Annotated in this window: 17 protein-coding genes and 1 tRNA gene; 6 read left to right on the top strand and 12 right to left on the bottom strand. The window is 63.5% G+C overall.

What is annotated here, in order from left to right; all coding sequences use genetic code 11:
- Positions 1-125 precede the first annotated feature (125 nt).
- The gene (locus ABIE20_RS23735; protein ID WP_429507730.1) at positions 126-1397 is read left to right on the top strand and encodes a carbohydrate porin; all 1272 of its coding nucleotides are present in this window, start codon (positions 126-128) and stop codon (positions 1395-1397) included.
- Positions 1398-1576: 179 nt separating this feature from the next.
- Here the strand turns inward: ABIE20_RS23735 and ABIE20_RS23740 are convergent.
- From ABIE20_RS23740 to nspC, 3 genes are all read right to left on the bottom strand, one after another.
- Positions 1577-1651: transfer RNA gene (locus tag ABIE20_RS23740), tRNA-Gln, on the bottom strand.
- Between the two features lie 269 nt (positions 1652-1920).
- Complete coding sequence (locus tag ABIE20_RS23745; protein ID WP_036996162.1) at positions 1921-3156, bottom strand: saccharopine dehydrogenase family protein; 1236 nt, start codon at positions 3154-3156, stop codon at positions 1921-1923.
- Positions 3157-3183: 27 nt separating this feature from the next.
- Positions 3184-4281 carry a carboxynorspermidine decarboxylase gene (gene nspC / locus ABIE20_RS23750; RefSeq protein WP_429507832.1) on the bottom strand — a complete coding sequence of 366 codons (1098 nt, stop codon included), beginning with the start codon at positions 4279-4281 and terminating at the stop codon, positions 3184-3186.
- Between the two features lie 221 nt (positions 4282-4502).
- On the opposite strand from nspC, the gene ABIE20_RS23755 reads away from it, so the two are divergent.
- Complete coding sequence (locus tag ABIE20_RS23755; protein ID WP_429507732.1) at positions 4503-5339, top strand: AraC family ligand binding domain-containing protein; 837 nt, start codon at positions 4503-4505, stop codon at positions 5337-5339.
- Between the two features lie 51 nt (positions 5340-5390).
- Complete coding sequence (locus ABIE20_RS23760) at positions 5391-5987, top strand: LysE family translocator (protein ID WP_429507833.1); 597 nt, start codon at positions 5391-5393, stop codon at positions 5985-5987.
- 33 nt (positions 5988-6020) lie between these two features.
- Here ABIE20_RS23760 and gltS read toward each other — a convergent pair whose 3' ends face one another.
- From gltS to ABIE20_RS23795, 7 genes are all read right to left on the bottom strand, one after another.
- Positions 6021-7229, bottom strand: coding sequence for a sodium/glutamate symporter (gene gltS / locus ABIE20_RS23765; RefSeq protein WP_429507734.1), 1209 nt, complete (start codon positions 7227-7229; stop codon positions 6021-6023).
- A gap of 43 nt (positions 7230-7272) precedes the next feature.
- Positions 7273-8211 carry a formimidoylglutamase gene (hutG, locus tag ABIE20_RS23770; RefSeq protein ID WP_429507736.1) on the bottom strand — a complete coding sequence of 313 codons (939 nt, stop codon included), beginning with the start codon at positions 8209-8211 and terminating at the stop codon, positions 7273-7275.
- Between the two features lie 18 nt (positions 8212-8229).
- Positions 8230-8955, bottom strand: a complete 726-nt coding sequence (locus tag ABIE20_RS23775; RefSeq protein ID WP_429507737.1) for an IclR family transcriptional regulator — start codon at positions 8953-8955, stop codon at positions 8230-8232.
- Between the two features lie 102 nt (positions 8956-9057).
- Positions 9058-9369, bottom strand: a complete 312-nt coding sequence (locus tag ABIE20_RS23780; RefSeq protein WP_429507738.1) for an NIPSNAP family protein — start codon at positions 9367-9369, stop codon at positions 9058-9060.
- A gap of 61 nt (positions 9370-9430) precedes the next feature.
- Positions 9431-10090 (bottom strand): HD domain-containing protein, encoded by a 660-nt coding sequence (locus tag ABIE20_RS23785; protein WP_429507835.1) that lies wholly within the window; start codon positions 10088-10090, stop codon positions 9431-9433.
- Positions 10091-10268: 178 nt separating this feature from the next.
- Positions 10269-10829 (bottom strand): hypothetical protein, encoded by a 561-nt coding sequence (locus tag ABIE20_RS23790; protein ID WP_429507740.1) that lies wholly within the window; start codon positions 10827-10829, stop codon positions 10269-10271.
- A 53-nt stretch (positions 10830-10882) separates the two neighbouring features.
- Complete coding sequence (locus tag ABIE20_RS23795) at positions 10883-11095, bottom strand: PLD nuclease N-terminal domain-containing protein (RefSeq protein WP_429507742.1); 213 nt, start codon at positions 11093-11095, stop codon at positions 10883-10885.
- Positions 11096-11222: 127 nt separating this feature from the next.
- Here ABIE20_RS23795 and ABIE20_RS23800 point away from each other — a divergent pair, with 127 nt between their 5' ends.
- Positions 11223-12230: a GlxA family transcriptional regulator gene (locus ABIE20_RS23800; protein ID WP_429507743.1), complete on the top strand. Its 1008-nt coding sequence runs from the start codon at positions 11223-11225 to the stop codon at positions 12228-12230.
- Here the strand turns inward: ABIE20_RS23800 and rarD are convergent.
- Positions 12194-13123: an EamA family transporter RarD gene (gene rarD, locus ABIE20_RS23805; protein ID WP_429507745.1), complete on the bottom strand. Its 930-nt coding sequence runs from the start codon at positions 13121-13123 to the stop codon at positions 12194-12196. The two genes, ABIE20_RS23800 and rarD, sit on opposite strands and share 37 nt — an antisense overlap.
- Before the next feature lie 98 nt (positions 13124-13221).
- On the opposite strand from rarD, the gene ABIE20_RS23810 reads away from it, so the two are divergent.
- A complete protein-coding gene (locus ABIE20_RS23810; RefSeq protein WP_429507746.1) occupies positions 13222-13677 on the top strand; it encodes an Lrp/AsnC family transcriptional regulator in 456 nt (151 codons plus the stop codon).
- A 67-nt stretch (positions 13678-13744) separates the two neighbouring features.
- On the opposite strand, the gene ABIE20_RS23815 is transcribed toward ABIE20_RS23810, so the two are convergent.
- Positions 13745-14215: an FAD/FMN-containing dehydrogenase gene (locus ABIE20_RS23815; RefSeq protein WP_429507747.1), complete on the bottom strand. Its 471-nt coding sequence runs from the start codon at positions 14213-14215 to the stop codon at positions 13745-13747.
- 109 nt (positions 14216-14324) lie between these two features.
- Here ABIE20_RS23815 and ABIE20_RS23820 point away from each other — a divergent pair, with 109 nt between their 5' ends.
- On the top strand, positions 14325-15818 hold the full coding sequence (locus ABIE20_RS23820; RefSeq protein ID WP_429507748.1) for a PLP-dependent aminotransferase family protein: 1494 nt from the start codon (positions 14325-14327) through the stop codon (positions 15816-15818).
- Positions 15819-15834 lie beyond the last annotated feature (16 nt).

Consider the following 15834-nt stretch of genomic DNA (forward strand, 5'->3'; position numbering starts at 1 on the left):
CTACTTTTTTTTGCCCTCGGCGGGCCATAAACCCGCAGCCCCCCCGGGGGGTACACCCCCGCCCCGGGGGGGGGGGGGCTTCCCCCGCGATGGGACTTTTACCGACCTCCCAGGAATACCCCGCAATGCCCCGCGCTTCTCGCATCACCCCTGCCCTGCTCCTGGCCCTGGCCCTGGCCAGCTCCACAACCCTGGCCGACGACCTGATGACCCGCAACACCCTGACCGGCGACTGGGGCGGCCTGCGCCATCAGCTCGACGAACAGGGCATCAAGTTCACTGGCGACTACAGCGGCGAAACCGCCTACAACGCCGATGGCGGCCTGCACCGCTCGGCGCGTTACTCGCAGAACCTCAAGCTAGGCGTGCAGTTCGACCTGGGCAAGCTGTACGGCCTGGACAACGGCGGCAAAGTCCAGCTGACGGTCAACGACCGCCGCGGCAACAGCGCCTCCGAAGACCTGGTGGGCAACCGCCTGCCGATTCAGGAAAACTACGGCGGCCTCTACACCCGCCTGACTGAACTGAGCTACGAGCGCAGCCTGTTGACCCCGGCGCTGAACGTCAAGCTCGGCTACATGGCCATGGGCAACGACCTCGGCGGCCTCGACAGCGGCATCCTCTGCAACTTCATGAACGCCGGCTTCTGCGGCCATCCGCTGAACATGTCCGGCGGCAGCGGCTGGACCAACTACCCCAACGCGCATCTGGGCGTGCGGGTCAAATACGACCTGTCGCCGGCCTGGCAACTGCGCGTGGCGGCGTTCAACGTCGACCCCGAAAGCAACGGCAACTCCAGCCGCGCCTGGCACCTGGGTCCCAAGCACACCACCGGCACCGTGGTCCCGGTGGAGCTGGTGTATAAGCTTGCCGGCGAACTGCCGGGTGAGTACAAGCTCGGTTACTACTATGACAGCTCCGATGTAAAACGCATCGGCAGCGATAAAGAGGTGTCCGGCCGTGGCGGCCATTACCTGCTGGTGGATCAGGCCGTCTGGGCCTCGCAAGGCACCGAGGGCCGCAGTCTGCATGCCTTTGGCCAGTACTCGGCCGCCAGCGCTGCCGCCTCGCCGTTCAGCAAGTGGTATGGCGCAGGCGTGGTGTTGTACAAGCCGTTCGAAGGTCGCCCGCGTGACACGCTTGCCCTGGGCTATGGCCGCGCCGTGCCCAACCCGCGCAGCCGTGATGTGCAGCAAGACGCTGCCGTGGCCGCAGGGGTTGCCTACCCCAACCTGGACAGCGCCGAGCAGTTGATCGAACTGAGCTACGGCTACCAGGCCACCCCTTGGCTGACCCTGCGCCCGGATGTGCAGTACATCATCGAGCCGGGGGCGTTTTCGGGAGACAACATCGACAACGCATTGGTGCTCGGCCTGCAGGTGAAAGCCACGTTCTAAGCCTTGTAGACACCGGCGAGCGCCGTTGGTCTATACACGCCCGGGCACTCCGGGCGATGAACGCGCTCCCGGTTTTCAAGGTTTGAAGATGAATACGCTGCTTTCTATCTACGCGCTGTGCGTGGTCGTGCTGTTTGTGCCAGGAAGTGCGTAAGTATTGGGAATGTGCAACGAGAAAATGGCAGGGGCGGCTGGATTCGAACCAACGCATGGCAGGATCAAAACCTGCTGCCTTACCGCTTGGCGACGCCCCTGTAGCTGTAGCGATGAGTGCCTGGCACTCGCTTGCGATGATGCAGCGCGGTGCAACCTGGGAAGTTGCGGGCCTTCGCTGCCAGCCCCGTGAGGGCCGTTGCAAGAATGGTTGGCAATTTAACAAACTTGATTGCATCTGGGAAGCCCCCGGGCAAACAAATTGTTGTTAAAACAGCCACTTACTCTGAATCGAGGCGCCAGGTCGGCGCCTCGACCGTTCACCGGCTACGCCCGACAGGGCGCACCCGGCTTTTTTACCGTGCGCAGCTTAGTTCCACGGACGGTCGCCGTTCTCGTCTTTGACCCGAGTCGGCAGGCCCATCACGTCCAGCGCCTTGAGGAACGGCTCGGCTGGCAGCTCCTCGACGTTGACCATGCGCTGCACATCCCACTCGCCACGGGCAACCAGCAGCGCTGCCGCTACGGGTGGTACGCCTGCGGTGTAGGAAATGCCCTGGCTGTCGGTTTCGGCGTAAGCCTCTTCGTGGTCCGCTACGTTGTAGATGAACACTTCGCGTGGCTGGCCGTCCTTGGTGCCTTTGACCAGGTCGCCGATGCAGGTCTTGCCGGTGTAACCCGGAGCCAGCGAGGCAGGATCCGGCAGAACGGCCTTGACCACTTTGAGCGGGACTACTTCAAGGCCTTCGGCGGTCTTGACCGGTTGCTCGCTGAGCAGGCCAAGGTTTTTCAGCACGGTGAAGACGTTGATGTAGTGCTCGCCAAAGCTCATCCAGAAACGCACGTTCGGCACGTCGAGGTTCTTCGACAGCGAGTGCACTTCGTCGTGGCCGGTCAGGTACAGGTTCTGCGAGCCGACTACCGGCAGGTCGTCGGTACGCTTGACTTCGAACATGGTATTGCTGGTCCACTGGCTGTTCTGCCAGCTCCACACCTGCCCGGTGAACTCGCGGAAGTTGATTTCCGGGTCGAAGTTGGTGGCAAAGTACTTGCCATGGGATCCAGCATTGACGTCGAGAATGTCGATCGAATCAATGCTGTCGAAATACTGTTGCTTGGCCAGGGCCGCATAGGCGTTTACCACGCCCGGATCGAAGCCCACGCCAAGAATGGCGGTAACGTTCTTTTGTTGGCACTCTTCGAGGTGTTTCCACTCGTAGTTGCCATACCAGGGCGGCGTCTCGCAGATCTTGCCCGGTTCTTCGTGAATGGCGGTGTCCAGGTAGGCCACGCCGGTATCGATGCAGGCACGCAGCACCGACATGTTGAGGAAAGCGGAACCGACGTTGATGACGATTTGCGATTCGGTTTCGCGGATCAGCGCTTTGGTCGCTTCGACGTCCAGCGCATTCAGCGAGAAGGCTTTGATCTCTGCGGGCTGCTTGAGGCTACCCTTGGCCTTGACGCTGTCGATGATGGCCTGGCATTTGGAGATGTTGCGCGACGCGATAGCAATACGACCGAGTTCGTCGTTGTGCTGCGCGCACTTGTGGGCCACCACCTTGGCGACACCTCCTGCACCAATGATAAGAACGTTCTTCTTCAATTTCTCTTGCTCTCCTTTACTGCCAGCTTACGACAGGCTGGACAAGTAGTCTTCGAAACCAAACTCACGAACCAGCTCGACACTACCGTCGAGTTGTTTCACTACGATGGACGGCATTTTCAGGCCGTTGAACCAGTTTTTCTTGACCATGGTGTAACCCGCTGCGTCAACAAACGACAGCCGATCGCCGATGGCCAGCGGACGATCGAATTGGTATTCGCCGAAAATGTCGCCGGCGAGGCAGGATTTGCCGCATACCATGTAGGTGTGTTCGCCCTCGCTGGGTGCCAGCTTGGCGTTCAGGCGGTAGATCAGCAGGTCGAGCATGTGCGCTTCGATCGAGCTGTCGACCACGGCCAGGTGCTTGCCGTTGTAGAGGGTGTCGAGCACGGTAACTTCCAGCGAGGCGCTCTGGGTGATAGCCGCTTCGCCCGGCTCCAGGTAAACCTGCACGCCGTACTTCTCGGAAAAGGCTTTCAGGCGCGCGCAGAAGGCGTCGAGGGCATAGCCTTCGCCGGTGAAGTGGATACCGCCGCCGAGGCTGACCCACTCGACCTTGTGCAGCAGGTGGCCGAAGCGCTCTTCGATGGTGTACAGCATCTGGTCGAACAGGCCGAAGTCGCCGTTCTCGCAGTTGTTGTGGAACATGAAGCCGGAAATCTTCTCGATGACTTCCTCGACCTTCACCGGGTCCCACTCGCCCAGGCGGCTGAACGGGCGCGCCGGGTCGGCCAGCAGGTAGTCAGAGCTGCTCACCTGCGGGTTGACGCGCAGGCCACGGACCTTGCCTTCGGAGGCATCGGCAAAACGCTGCAGCTGGCCAATGGAGTTGAAGATGATCTTGTCGCAGTTGTCGAGCATCTCTTCGATTTCATCGTCGGCCCAGGCCACGCTGTAGGCGTGGGTCTCGCCCTCGAACTTCTGGCGGCCAAGCTTGAGCTCGTACAGCGACGACGAGGTGGTGCCGTCCATGTACTGCTGCATCAGGTCGAACACCGACCAGGTAGCAAAGCACTTGAGTGCCAGCAGGGCCTTGGCCCCGGACTGCTCGCGCACGTAGGCGATCTTCTCCATGTTGCGCAGCAGCTTGGTTTTGTCGATGAGGTAGTACGGCGTTTTGATCATTTCGAGGCCCCCGGCCAGGCCGGCCAAAAAAAGGACACGCATTGTGCCTTCCCTTGCCTCAAGTCGAAAGAGCAAAAGCGCTTTTCCCTTGATCAGCGGTCGGTTTTTGACCAATCGAAGCGCGTTGCCGGTGTGAGCCGTGCGCACAATTGTTCTAAACACCCACCGCGCAAACGCGCTATGGTCGTGCATGCCCACGCCTCACTGCCCGGAGCCACGCCGTGCCCAGCCCCAACTGGATCGATCTCGCCCAGGACGCCGACACCGGCATCGAGTCGGTGCGCGCGCATTTCAAGGGCCACGCCTATGACCCGCACTGGCACGACAGTTACCTGATCGGTGTCACCGAGCAAGGTGTACAGCAGTTCCATTGCCGCCAGCTAAAGCACTTTAGCACCCCGGGCAAGGTGTTCATGCTCGAACCCGGGGAAATCCACGACGGCCATGCTCCGACCGAAGACGGCTTCACCTACTCGATGCTCTACCTCGACCCGCAGTGGCTGGAGCGCGAGCTGCAAGCGTTGTTCGAGCAGGCGCCAGCGGCTAGCCAGCCCAGCTTTGCCGATACCTTGAGCAGTGACGTGCAGCTGTCCGGGGCCATTGCCCGGGCCTTCCAGGCGCTGCATGGCGGTGAGCTGAAAATGCTCCGGCAGACGGCAATGGACGAGCTGCTCGGCTGCATGACCCGCCATACCCTGTGGCGCAAACGCATCGACCCCGACCCGCGCCTGCCGCAGGTGGCGCGCAGGGCCCGCGAGTATCTGCATGCGCATTACTTCGAGGACATTGGCCTGGTGGAGCTGGCCCAGGCCTGCCAGGTCGATCGCTTTCGCCTCAACCGTGCCTTCAAGAGCGCCTTTGGCCTGGCGCCCCATGCTTACCTGATCCAGCTGCGCCTGGCCAAGGCGCGCCGCTGGCTGGCCCGTGGTGACAGCCCGGCAGTGGTCGCCGCCGCCCTCGGCTTTGCCGACCAGAGCCACCTGGGCCGCTGGTTCCGCCGCGCCTACCGGCTCACACCTGCCGATTACCGCCGCCGCTGCGCAAAGCTTCCAGACTGAAACCCCGCCAGCACTGAACATGGGCCTCCCTTGCACCGGAGCCCGATCATGCTGCCCAACCTGCTGCCCTTTGCCCTGTTCGCCTTTGTCGCCAGTATCACCCCCGGCCCGACCAACATCCTGATCCTCGGTCATGGCGCGCGCTTCGGCCTGCGCGCCACCCTGCCGCTGGTGCTTGGCGCTTGCCTGTCGGCCACACTGGTGCTGTTGTTGGTGGGTGTGGGGCTGGGCGAAGTGCTGCTGACCTATCCGCGCGTGCAGCAACTGATGACTTGGCTCGGGGTGGCCTGGTTGACCTGGCTGGGCTGGCAATTGCTCCACGCCGGCGTAACGCCGCTGACCAGTACAGCGCAACCACGCGATCTGGGCCCGTTGGGCGCCGCCCTGCTGCAGGCAATAAACCCCAAGGTGTGGTTGATGGCGATGGCGGTGATCGGCTTGTTCAACAGCGCTGATGCCGACCCGCTGCAGCACATGCTGAAACTGTCGCTGCTGTTTTTGCTCATCGCCCTGCCCTGCATGACCACCTGGGCACTGATGGGCGTCGGCAGTGCGCGCTTGCTGCGCTCGCCGCAGCAGGTGCGGCGGCTGAATCAGTTGCTGGCGTTGCTGCTGATTGCCTCGGCCTGGCTGGCGGCGCTGGGCTAAACCAGGCGGGGCCTTGCGCCCCGCCTCGCACCCTCAGCTGAAGGCGTTGATGAACCAGGTAATCAGCGGCAAGGCGACGATGTCGATCAGCACCGCCCCGCACAGCGGCACGATGATGAAGGCCTTGTAGGAGAACACCTTGTAGTGGTCGCAGATCGCGCCCATGTTGGCCACCGCGTTCGGCGTCGCGCCCAGGCCATGGCCCATGTAGCCGGCACACAGCACCGCCGCGTCGTAGTTGCCGCCGAACAGGCGGAACAAGACGAAGATGCACAGCAGCACCATGATCAGCACCTGCACCACCAGGATCACCAGCAGCGGCAGGCCCAGTTGCTCCAGTTCCCAGAACTTCAGGCTCATCATCGCCATGGTCAGGAACATGCCCAGGCTGATGTCGCCCAGGGTGCTGACGGCATTGTCGGGAATCTCGATGACCCGTGCGCGGTCGTTGAAGTTGCGCGCCAGGATGGCGACGAACATGGCGCCGACGTACACCGGCAGGACGATGCCCAGGTGCGCCTTCAAGGCATCGCCGATCCAGAAACCGAGCACCATGATCACCAGCATGCAGGTCAGCAGACGCAATAGCACCGGCGTATCGATGCTGACGGCGGGGGTTTCATTGGCTTTTTCCAGGGCTTGCAGGGCGTCGACCTGGTCTGCCTGTACCACCAGTTTCTTGCGTTCGATCAGGTAGCGTGCCACCGGGCTGCCGAGCAGGCCACCGGCAACCATGCCGAAAGTTGCCGAGGCCAGTGCGGCGGTGGTGGCGCCGACCGTGCCGAGGCTCTCGGCGATCGGGCCAAAGGCTGCGGCCGCACCAAAACCGCCCTCCAGCGACACGGCGCCGGCCATGATTCCCAGCAGCGGGTCGATGCCCAGGGCCTTGGCCATGCCCACGCCGACCAGGTTCTGCAGCAGCGCCAGGCCCCAGCAGGCACCCAGGTAGATGAACAGGATCTTGCCGCCCTGACGCAGCAGTCCAAGGCTGCCACCCAGGCCGACGGTGGTGAAGAACGCCACCATCAACGGCGTTTGCATGGCGGTGTCGAGCTTGATGTCCAGCCACTGCTGGTCACGTAGCAGCCACACCACCAGGGCGAAGCCAAAGCCGCCGATGACCGGCGCCGGGACACAGAGCTGGCGCAGCCAGTAGCTGTGCTTCTTCAGTTGCGCACCCATCGCCAGCAGCAGGAGCGCCAGGGCGACGGTGGTCAGAGCATCGAGTTGCAGGGTCAGCATGGTTAACACTCTTCTTTTTATAGTTGGATAGGGGTTGAGGATTTCAGTCGACCAGGCTGGCCAGCAGCCGCGCAGCAATGCGCGCGGTGCGCTGGTCCTGGTCAAGACCGGGGTTGAGTTCGGCGATGTCGGCCATGCGCAACTTGCCGCTGGCCTTGGCGCGCCGCGCCAGATGCTCGACCACCATCAGCTCGACGCCGTGGGCCGAAGGGGCACTGACGCCAGGCGCCTGGCTGGCCGGCAGGACGTCCAGGCAGAGGGTCAGGTACAGGTGGTCGATGCCGCTGATAAACTCATCGACAAAGGCTTCGAGGGCGGCGATGTTCCATGGCTGCATCTGCCGGTCGAGGCGATAGCGCACGTTCAGGCGCTGGGCCTGGTCGAACAGTGCCTGGGTATTGTTCAGTTCGCTGACGCCCAGGCAGCAGTACTCGAAGGCCATGCCGGCTTGCTGGCAGTATTCGGCGATCTGCCGGAACGGCGTGCCGGAGCTGCTCTGGGCGCTGTGGCGCAGGTCGAAGTGGGCATCGAAATTGAGAATGCCGATGCGCGGCTGCGCCTCTTGCTGGCGTAAATGGCCGGCCAGGCCGAGAAAACTGGCATAGGCAATTTCGTGGCCGCCGCCCAGGCCCAGCGGCAGATGCCCTTGCCCCAGCAGTTGCGTCACCCGCTTGGCATAGGCCTGCTGGGCACCTTCCAGGTCAGTACCGAGGCAGACGAAATCGCCGCTGTCATACACCGGGCGCTGGCCGCGCCAGGCCAGGTTAGCCAGTGCCTTGCGCAGGGCCGGCGGCCCCTGGCGGGCGCCGCTGCGGCCCTGGTTGCGGATCACCCCTTCGTCACAGGCCAGGCCCACCAGGGCGTTGCCAGCCGGTTGGTGGTCAGCCCAGGGCTGTACCCATTGGTGCCAGCGCAGGGCCGCCGCGCCTTCTGCGGCGTCGACGCGGCCCTGCCAGAGCGGCAGTGCGGTAGTGCTGTTCATGCGGGTACTCCAGTAGATTCAGTCCAGCCGCGCACCGATGCGCAGGGCCACGTCGCAGGTCCAGCGGGTCAGGCGCTCGCTGTTCTGCCGGGCGCGGATGGCCGGGGCCATCAGGCTGATTGCGCCATGCAGGCGGTTGCGGCTGTCGAGCACCGGGGCACTGACGCCCCAGATGCCGTCGTCGATTTCACCGAGGCTGATGGCATAGCCCTGGTCACGGATCTGCACGAAGCTCTGGCGGTAGCTGTCCAGTGCTTCGTCGTCCACGCCCTGCTCTTCGAGAATGGCCAGGCTACGTGCCGGCTCCATGTGCGCCAGCAACACCCGCGCCGAAGCACCGACCCGCAGCGGTTGCGCCAGGCCCTTCTGGTAGCAGCAACGCAGCGGCTGCGGGCTGTCGAGCAGTTCGATACAGATAGCCTGGCCGTTGCTCGGCACCATCAGCGCCACGCTCTCCTGGCTGAGTTCGGCCAGGCGCTTGAGCTCGGGCTTGGCCAGCGACACCAGCAGCGCCTCGCGGTCGAACTTCTTCGCCAGTTGCAGGCAGGCCGGGCCCGGCAGGTAGCGGCCATGGCCGTTGTCTTCGGCCAGGCCCCAACGCAGCAGGGTTTTCAGGTGCCGATAGGTGCTGCTCAGGGGCTGGTCCAGTTGCAGGCTCAGCTCCTTGGCCGACACGGCCTCGTTGGCCTGGCCAAGGGCGACGAGGATCTGCAGCAGGCGATCGGTGGGCGTGGTGTAGGTCATATGTGCTCCTTGCCGCCATGGTGCACAGTCTTTCTCAATAGGTGAAACTCGATTCCCATTGAGTGGGAAATGTCCTACTTATAGAGGCTGAGCCGCCGTTTGTCAGTCCCGACCGAATACTGGCCGAAAGAACGAACGCTCATAGCTGAGGATGCACCGGGTATCCTGGGCGTACTGGAAGGCGGCCAGGCACTCGGGGTCGTTCATCGAGTCCTGGCGGTAGCGTTCGTACGCGGCAAGGCTTGGAAAGCTGAACATCGCCAGGGCGATATTGTTGGCACCTTCCGAAGGCAGGAAGTAGCCGTGGTGCTGGCCGCCGAAGCGCTCCACCAGCGGGATCCAGAGTTTGCCGTAGTGTTCGAACTCGGCGAGTTTGTAAGGGTCGAGGACGTAGCGCAGGTAGCAGGTGATCATCGGTGGGTTCTCGCTGAAATTGCTCGGCAGCCGAGAATGCACGATTCCAGCGCGGCCCGCATCAGTCTTGAGGGCCGGCAATCTCGTCCATGAAGCCTGCAACGAACAGCTCCAGGCGCCGATGCCGCTCGGCCGCCAGGCGTGCGCCCTCCCCGGTTTGAAAGCCCGAGGCCAGTTTCAGCAATTTGGTGTGAAAGTGCTCGAGGCTGAACTGGTGGTCCAGGTAGTCGCGGCCTGCCGCGCTGGGATTAGTGAAATCGTACAGGGCAGAGCCCATGCGCCCACCGACGTAGAAGCAGCGGGCCACACCGACCATACCGATGGCGTCCAGACGGTCACTGTCCTGAAGGATTTTTGCCTCGAGGGTTTCGGGCGGCAGGCCGGCTGAAAAACTGTGCGTAGCGACGGCATGAGCGACAGCGCTGATGCGCTCGCCGGGCCAGCCAAGATCGGCGAGTATCCGGGCAGCTTTTTCAGCGGACAGGGTCGAGGCCTGGGCGCGCAGCGGCGAGTTCTTTTCGACCGCGACGCAATCGTGCAGCAGCGTGGCGGCCAGCAGGATGGACAGATCACCACCCTCCCGGGCCTGAATCCGCCGGGCATTGCTCCAGACCCGGTGGATGTGGGCCAGGTCATGGGAGCCGTCGCTGCTGTCTGCAGGCAGATGCGGCAACAGCATGTCGGCGAGTGATTGGCAGGGATGGAAAGATTGGGTTGGCATCAGCAGCGGCGTCTTCAAATCGGTGATCGAAAATACGCCAGCGGCGCCCGGATTGCGACCGCTGCGCGCTCGATCGCGGGCAAGTCCCGCTCCCACAGGTCCGGCGCCCGCAGTTCCAACATGGGAGCCGGCATGCCAGCGATCGAGCGCAACGCGGTCGTAATCCAGGCAACACGATTCATCCGCGAAGCGCCGCCGCACGGCCATAGATCAGCAACTCGCCACCCGTGGCGATCACCAGGCTCAGGCCAGTGTAGGAAAACCCGAAGGCACGCACTTCGGTTTCGATCGCCAGGGTGTGAAACTGCCACGGCCGGTTATAGCGCGCGCCATGCAGCCAGGAGCCCGGCTCGACCAGCAGCAGGTGCTGCTCGGGCCAGGCCAGGGTGATGTTCTCCACCACCCAGCCATCGCTGGTGCTGATCGGCAGGCCGCCACCCTGGATGCCGGACATGCGGATCACCCGCTCGTTGAGCGGGCCGATGCCACGGGTTTCCAGGTAGTGGTCGCTGCCCAGGTTGTCGGTGCGGTCGCGGGCGATTTTCTCGCCGCTGCGACAGTCGATGACACTGCGACCTGAACTCGAAGCCACCAGCAGCCGCTCGCTGTCGCGGTCGAAGCCCACCTCCAGCAGGCCGGCGACGGTGAACTGGCCAGTCAGTTTCCACGGCGCGGGCGCGGGCGCCACCGGTTGCTGGCGGATGGCCTGGCGCAAAGGGTCGAGGTGTCTGCTGGTCATGGTGCCTTCCAGTGCGGATGCAGCCCCTACAATCCCTGTCGCCAGCCGCCGGGTCAACCCTCCCGCGAAATCGGCACCCCCGCGCTGGCTTTCGGCCCGGCCATGGCCCAGGCGATCAGGCCCAGCACGGGTACGAAGACGATAAACACGATCCACAACATCTTGCGATCCGCCCGGCTTTTGCTGCCGATGATGCGTTTGATGGCCCAAAGTTCGACCAGGGTGAGCAATACGGCAAGGGTGATCCAGATATGACCGTTTTCCATGGGTAGCCTCCAGAGGGGTTCTGAAGGTTAGGTGTGCCAAGCAGATCAGGGTTCATTCTGATTGCCATTGCGGGCCGGGCAATATCTGGCATCATCGCCTCAACCTGCCAGTTCGCGGAGCCGCGCCTTGCCCACCCCACGCCAGTTCAGCAAGAAATCCAGCACCAGCAACATGCTCAACCTCAAGCACCCCGAGGCTGCCTCGACCCCGGTGTACCAGGTGGGTTTTGTGCTGCTGGAGAACTTCTCCATGGCCAGCTTTACCGTGGCCATGGATGTGCTGGTGACGGCCAACCTGCTCAAGAGTAACCTGTTCTTGAGTTCGCCGTTTTCCCTGGGTAGCGAGCGGGTTACCAGTGACCTGGGCCTGGAGATTTATGCCGCGCACCTGGACCGCGCAGCGCTGGACAACCTCGACATGCTGATTGTTTGCGGCGGCCTGCGTACCCCACTCAAGTACCCGGAGCTGGACAAGCTGCTGAACGATGCTGCCGCCCACCAACTGGCCCTCGGCGGGCTGTGGAACGGTGCCTGGTTTCTCGGCCGCGCCGGGGTGCTGGAGGGCTACAACTGCACCATCCACCCTGAACAACGGGCCAGCCTGGCCGAGCGCAGCCCGCAGTGCACCATCACCCCGGCAAGCTTTGTGCTCGACCGCGAGCGCCTGACTGCCGCCAGCCCCAATGGCGCGCTGGAAATGATGCTGGCGCTGCTCAAGCTGCAGCATGGCGAAGCGCTGGCCGAGGGTGTCGAAGAGATCCTGGCATTTTCCAGCGCGCGCTTTCGCCGGGTCGACAGCAGCCAGAAGAAAACCATGAGCGCGCCGCTGCGCACCATCGTCGAGCTAATGGAAAGCAACCTTGAAGAGACCCTCAGCCTCGATCAGCTGGCAGCCTACAGCGGCCGATCGCGGCGGCAGATCGACCGCCTGTTCCAGGCACAGTTGGGCACCTCGCCGAGCCGCTACTACATGGAACTGCGCATCACCAAGAGCCGGCGCCTGCTGCAGTATTCCGACCTGCCGCTGATGGACGTGGCGATTGCCTGCGGTTTTGTCTCGGTCTCGCACTTCAGCAAGTGCTACTGCGCCTACTTCGGCTACCCGCCTTCGCGCGAGCAGCGGCTGGGCGAGTAACCGCGGCGATTGCCGTTGAGGCTTAAACCGCCCTCCACCACCAGCACCAGCACCGCCAGCCAGATGGCAATATAGGTCGGCCATTGCGCCGGGGCGATGCTGTCGCCCAGCAGCACTGCGGCGACCACCAGCAGCACCGGCTCGACATAAATCAGCAGGCCGAACAGGGTCAGGTTCAGCCGCGGCGCCGACAACGCCTGCAAGCCCAGGGCCGCAGCGCTGATCGCCCCCAGGCCGAGCACCAGCCAGGGCAGGCTCGAAGCTGCTCCGGCAAGGCCGAGCACTACCCCGCCCTTGAGCACGAAATACAGGCTCACCGGCAGGCTCAGGCTCATGTCGAACCACAGCCCGCCCATGTTGTTGGTGTCGGTCACTCGGCGCAGCCAGAAGTACAGCGGGTAGCCCAGCGACACCACCAGCACCGGCCAGGAGATCGCCTTGGCGATGGCGATCTGGTTGATGATGCCCAGCGCCGCCAGGGCACAGGCCAGCAATTGCAGGCGGCTGATCGAATCCTTGAAGGCCAGGCGACCGACGATCACCATCACCAGCGGCATCAGGAAGTAGCCCAGCGATACGTCCAGGCCATAACCATTGATCGGTGCCCACATGAACAGCCACAGCTGTGCCCCGAGCAAGACTGCCGACACCAGGCGAATCGCCCAGAACCAGCGCTCTTCGAACAGGCGCAGGAATATCCGCCGCACCTGCGGCCAGTGCCCGCTGGCGATCACCATCAGGGTCAGGCACGGCACGGTCAGAAGGATCCGCCAGCCATAGATTTCGGCGCCGTCCAGCGGCGCGAGCAGGCTGGTGTAGGCGTACATCACCGCGAACAGCATCGAGGCGAGGACATTGAGCACGACGCCCAACGTGGAGTTATGCGCGGTCATTGCAAATTCCTTAATGAGGACCAGCAGAGGGTGATAATTTATTCCGCAGCCACTGATAAGTGCCCTCGTTTTCACCCCTCAAGATGAGAAATTTTTGCATGGACCTGGATGAGTTCGACCTTGCCCTGCTCGCCGCCCTGCAGCGCGACAACAGTCAGCCCCTGCGCGAACTGGCCGAGCAGGTGCACCTGTCTACGGCCTCGGTGCAGCGGCGTATCCAGCGTTTGAAAAAGGCCGGGGTAATCCAGGCCAATGCCGCAGTGATCAACCCGGACAAAGTCGGCCAGGTGATTACCCTGATGGTCGAGGTGCACGCCGACCGCACCCAGTCGGCGGACCTGGAAGTCATGAAGCGCGCGTTCTCGGGGCCACAGATTCAGCAGTGCTACTACGTCACCGGCGATGCCGATTTTTTGCTGGTGCTGACGGTGGCGAGCATGACCGTGTTCCAGGACATCGCCCAGCGGCTGTTTCACGACAATCCGAATGTGAAGTGGTTTCGGACCATCGTGGTGCTGGAGCGGGTCAAGACCACCTTGCAGGTGCCGCTCTAGGATTTGTGCCTGCTGGCAGTTCCGGGAGCTGAACTTGCCAGCCATGGGCTGCAATGCAGCCCCATATTCACTGCTGCGGCACAGCCTCGAGCGCTGAGGCCAACGCCTCGGCACTGGCATATTCCTTCTGCGCTACCACCTTGCCCTGCTCCAGTTGAATCCACAGCACCTGGCCTTCAGCGCCCGGATAGCGTGCAACCACCTTGCCGTCGCGGTCCAGCACCACCCGGTAGCTGTAATCGCGCATGGCCGGGATCGCGAAGAGCTTGCTGACCAGCGCCGGCATGCGCTGGATGTCCGCGACGAACACCACATCGCGCGCTTCCAGGTAGCCCTGGGGCTGTTCACCGACCGCGACCTGCACCAGCTTGGCACCGTCCATGTTGCGCGCCACCAGCAGCACGCGGGTCTGTTCGTTGAGGCTGTAGGCCTGGTCGTGCTGGTCGAGCAAGGTAAAAGGCGCCAGGCGTTCGCCGACTTCGGCGGCGCTGGCCAGCAGCGGCATCAGGCTCAGTAGCAGGGCAATGGCGTATTTCACAGATGACCTCGTTGTCAGGGCAAGTACCCGCCCATGCTGACAGGTCAACGCCCGGACGAATAGACTGGCCCGCTCTATCTCGCCAGTTTCCACCGTTACGGCAGACCGCATGGCAACCACGTTCGAGCTTGAAACCCTGAGGATTCGCGTCAATGACGCCGAGTTCGCAGCGCTGGACCTGCACCAGCGCATCCAGCGTGCGCTGCGCGCGTTGATCCTTGAAGGCGCCCTGGCCGGCGGCGTCAAGCTGCCGGCCAGCCGCGCCCTGGCCACCTCGCTGGGCGTCGCCCGCGACACCATCGAGAACGCCTACGTGCAACTGCAGCGCGATGGCTACATCGTCCGCCGCGCGGGCTCGGGCAGTTATGTGTCGGACAACCTCGGCGCTCAATTGCGCGGTAGCGCGCAACGGCGCATCAGGACACAGGGGCAAAAACGCAGTGACCTCGAACCCGGCCAGGGCTTGAGCCAGCGCGGGCGCACCTTGTTCGACACCGGCGGCGTCAGCGACCAACAGGTGATCAAGGCCTTCGCCACCGGCCTGCCGGAAACCCGCTCGTTCCCGCTTGAGGTCTGGGAACGCCTGCAGCGCCAGGCCGTGAAAGACCACCGCGGCAACGTCCTGCTGCACGGCGACCCACAGGGCAGCGAGGCCCTGCGCAAGGCCATCGCCACCTACCTGAACCTGGAGCGCGGCGCCAAAGTGGCGCCCGAGCAGGTGCTGGTGCTCAGCAGTACTCGCCAGGCGCTGTTCCTGTGCGCACAGATGCTGGTGGACGCCGGCAAGCCGATCCTGCTGGAGAACCCCGGCTACTTTGGCGCGAAGAAAGCCTTTGAAGCGGCGCAAGCGCGGATCGTACCGATCGACGTCGACGCCCACGGCATCCGCACCGACCTGCTGCTTGCCGACCGCAGCGGTGCCAGTTGCGTTTACGTCACGCCGTCGCACCAGTACCCCACGGGCGCGACCCTGAGCCTTGCGCGGCGCCTGGAGCTGGTCAACTGGGCGGCGCAAAACAGCAAGTGGATCATCGAGGACGACTACGACAGCGAGTTCCACTACGACGGCCTGCCGACCGCCTGCGTGCAGGGCCTGGACAGCCATCAGCGCACCCTTTACATCGGCACCTTCAGCAAGACCCTCTACCCTGGCCTGCGCATCGGCTACATGGTATTGCCGCCCGAACTGGTAGCGCCGTTCAGCGCGGCGCGCAGCATCATCGACGGGCACACGCCGCAGGTGCTGCAACTGACCCTGGCGCGTTTCATGGACGACGGCCACTACAACGCCCATGTGCGTGCCATGCGCAAACTCTACGCCGGGCGCCGGGCCTGCCTGCTTGATGCCATTGGCAAGCACCTGGCGGGCATCGTCACCGCCATGCGCCCACCGGGTGGCCTGCAGATTCCCTGCTTGCTCGAGCCAGGCTGGTCAGAGCAACACACCATTAATCTGGCCGCCCGCGCCGGCGTGCAGCTGCCCGGGCTCAGCCGTTTGTATGCCGGTGAACACAAGCAGCAGGGCTGGCTGCTGGGCTATTCATCGCTGACAGCCAGTGAAATCGACACCGCAGTCTGGCAACTGGCCAAGGCCCTGAAATAGCCATCGTAACGCGCCC

The sequence above is a fragment of the Pseudomonas sp. 2835 genome (assembly GCF_050435905.1).
Classification (GTDB): Bacteria; Pseudomonadota; Gammaproteobacteria; order Pseudomonadales; family Pseudomonadaceae; genus Aquipseudomonas.

What these genes read in the sequence shown, in the direction of transcription:
- gltS (WP_429507734.1), bottom strand. Translation starts at nt 7,229, where the DNA reads ATGCTGACCCTGCAACTCGATGCTCTGACCACCGTCGCCCTGGCGCTC.
- ABIE20_RS23790 (WP_429507740.1), bottom strand. Translation starts at nt 10,829, where the DNA reads ATGACCAGCAGACACCTCGACCCTTTGCGCCAGGCCATCCGCCAGCAA.
- ABIE20_RS23785 (WP_429507835.1), bottom strand. Translation starts at nt 10,090, where the DNA reads ATGCCAACCCAATCTTTCCATCCCTGCCAATCACTCGCCGACATGCTG.
- ABIE20_RS23735 (WP_429507730.1), top strand. Translation starts at nt 126, where the DNA reads ATGCCCCGCGCTTCTCGCATCACCCCTGCCCTGCTCCTGGCCCTGGCC.
- ABIE20_RS23810 (WP_429507746.1), top strand. Translation starts at nt 13,222, where the DNA reads ATGGACCTGGATGAGTTCGACCTTGCCCTGCTCGCCGCCCTGCAGCGC.
- nspC (WP_429507832.1), bottom strand. Translation starts at nt 4,281, where the DNA reads ATGATCAAAACGCCGTACTACCTCATCGACAAAACCAAGCTGCTGCGC.
- ABIE20_RS23775 (WP_429507737.1), bottom strand. Translation starts at nt 8,955, where the DNA reads ATGACCTACACCACGCCCACCGATCGCCTGCTGCAGATCCTCGTCGCC.
- hutG (WP_429507736.1), bottom strand. Translation starts at nt 8,211, where the DNA reads ATGAACAGCACTACCGCACTGCCGCTCTGGCAGGGCCGCGTCGACGCC.
- rarD (WP_429507745.1), bottom strand. Translation starts at nt 13,123, where the DNA reads ATGACCGCGCATAACTCCACGTTGGGCGTCGTGCTCAATGTCCTCGCC.
- ABIE20_RS23795 (WP_429507742.1), bottom strand. Translation starts at nt 11,095, where the DNA reads ATGGAAAACGGTCATATCTGGATCACCCTTGCCGTATTGCTCACCCTG.
- ABIE20_RS23820 (WP_429507748.1), top strand. Translation starts at nt 14,325, where the DNA reads ATGGCAACCACGTTCGAGCTTGAAACCCTGAGGATTCGCGTCAATGAC.
- ABIE20_RS23780 (WP_429507738.1), bottom strand. Translation starts at nt 9,369, where the DNA reads ATGATCACCTGCTACCTGCGCTACGTCCTCGACCCTTACAAACTCGCC.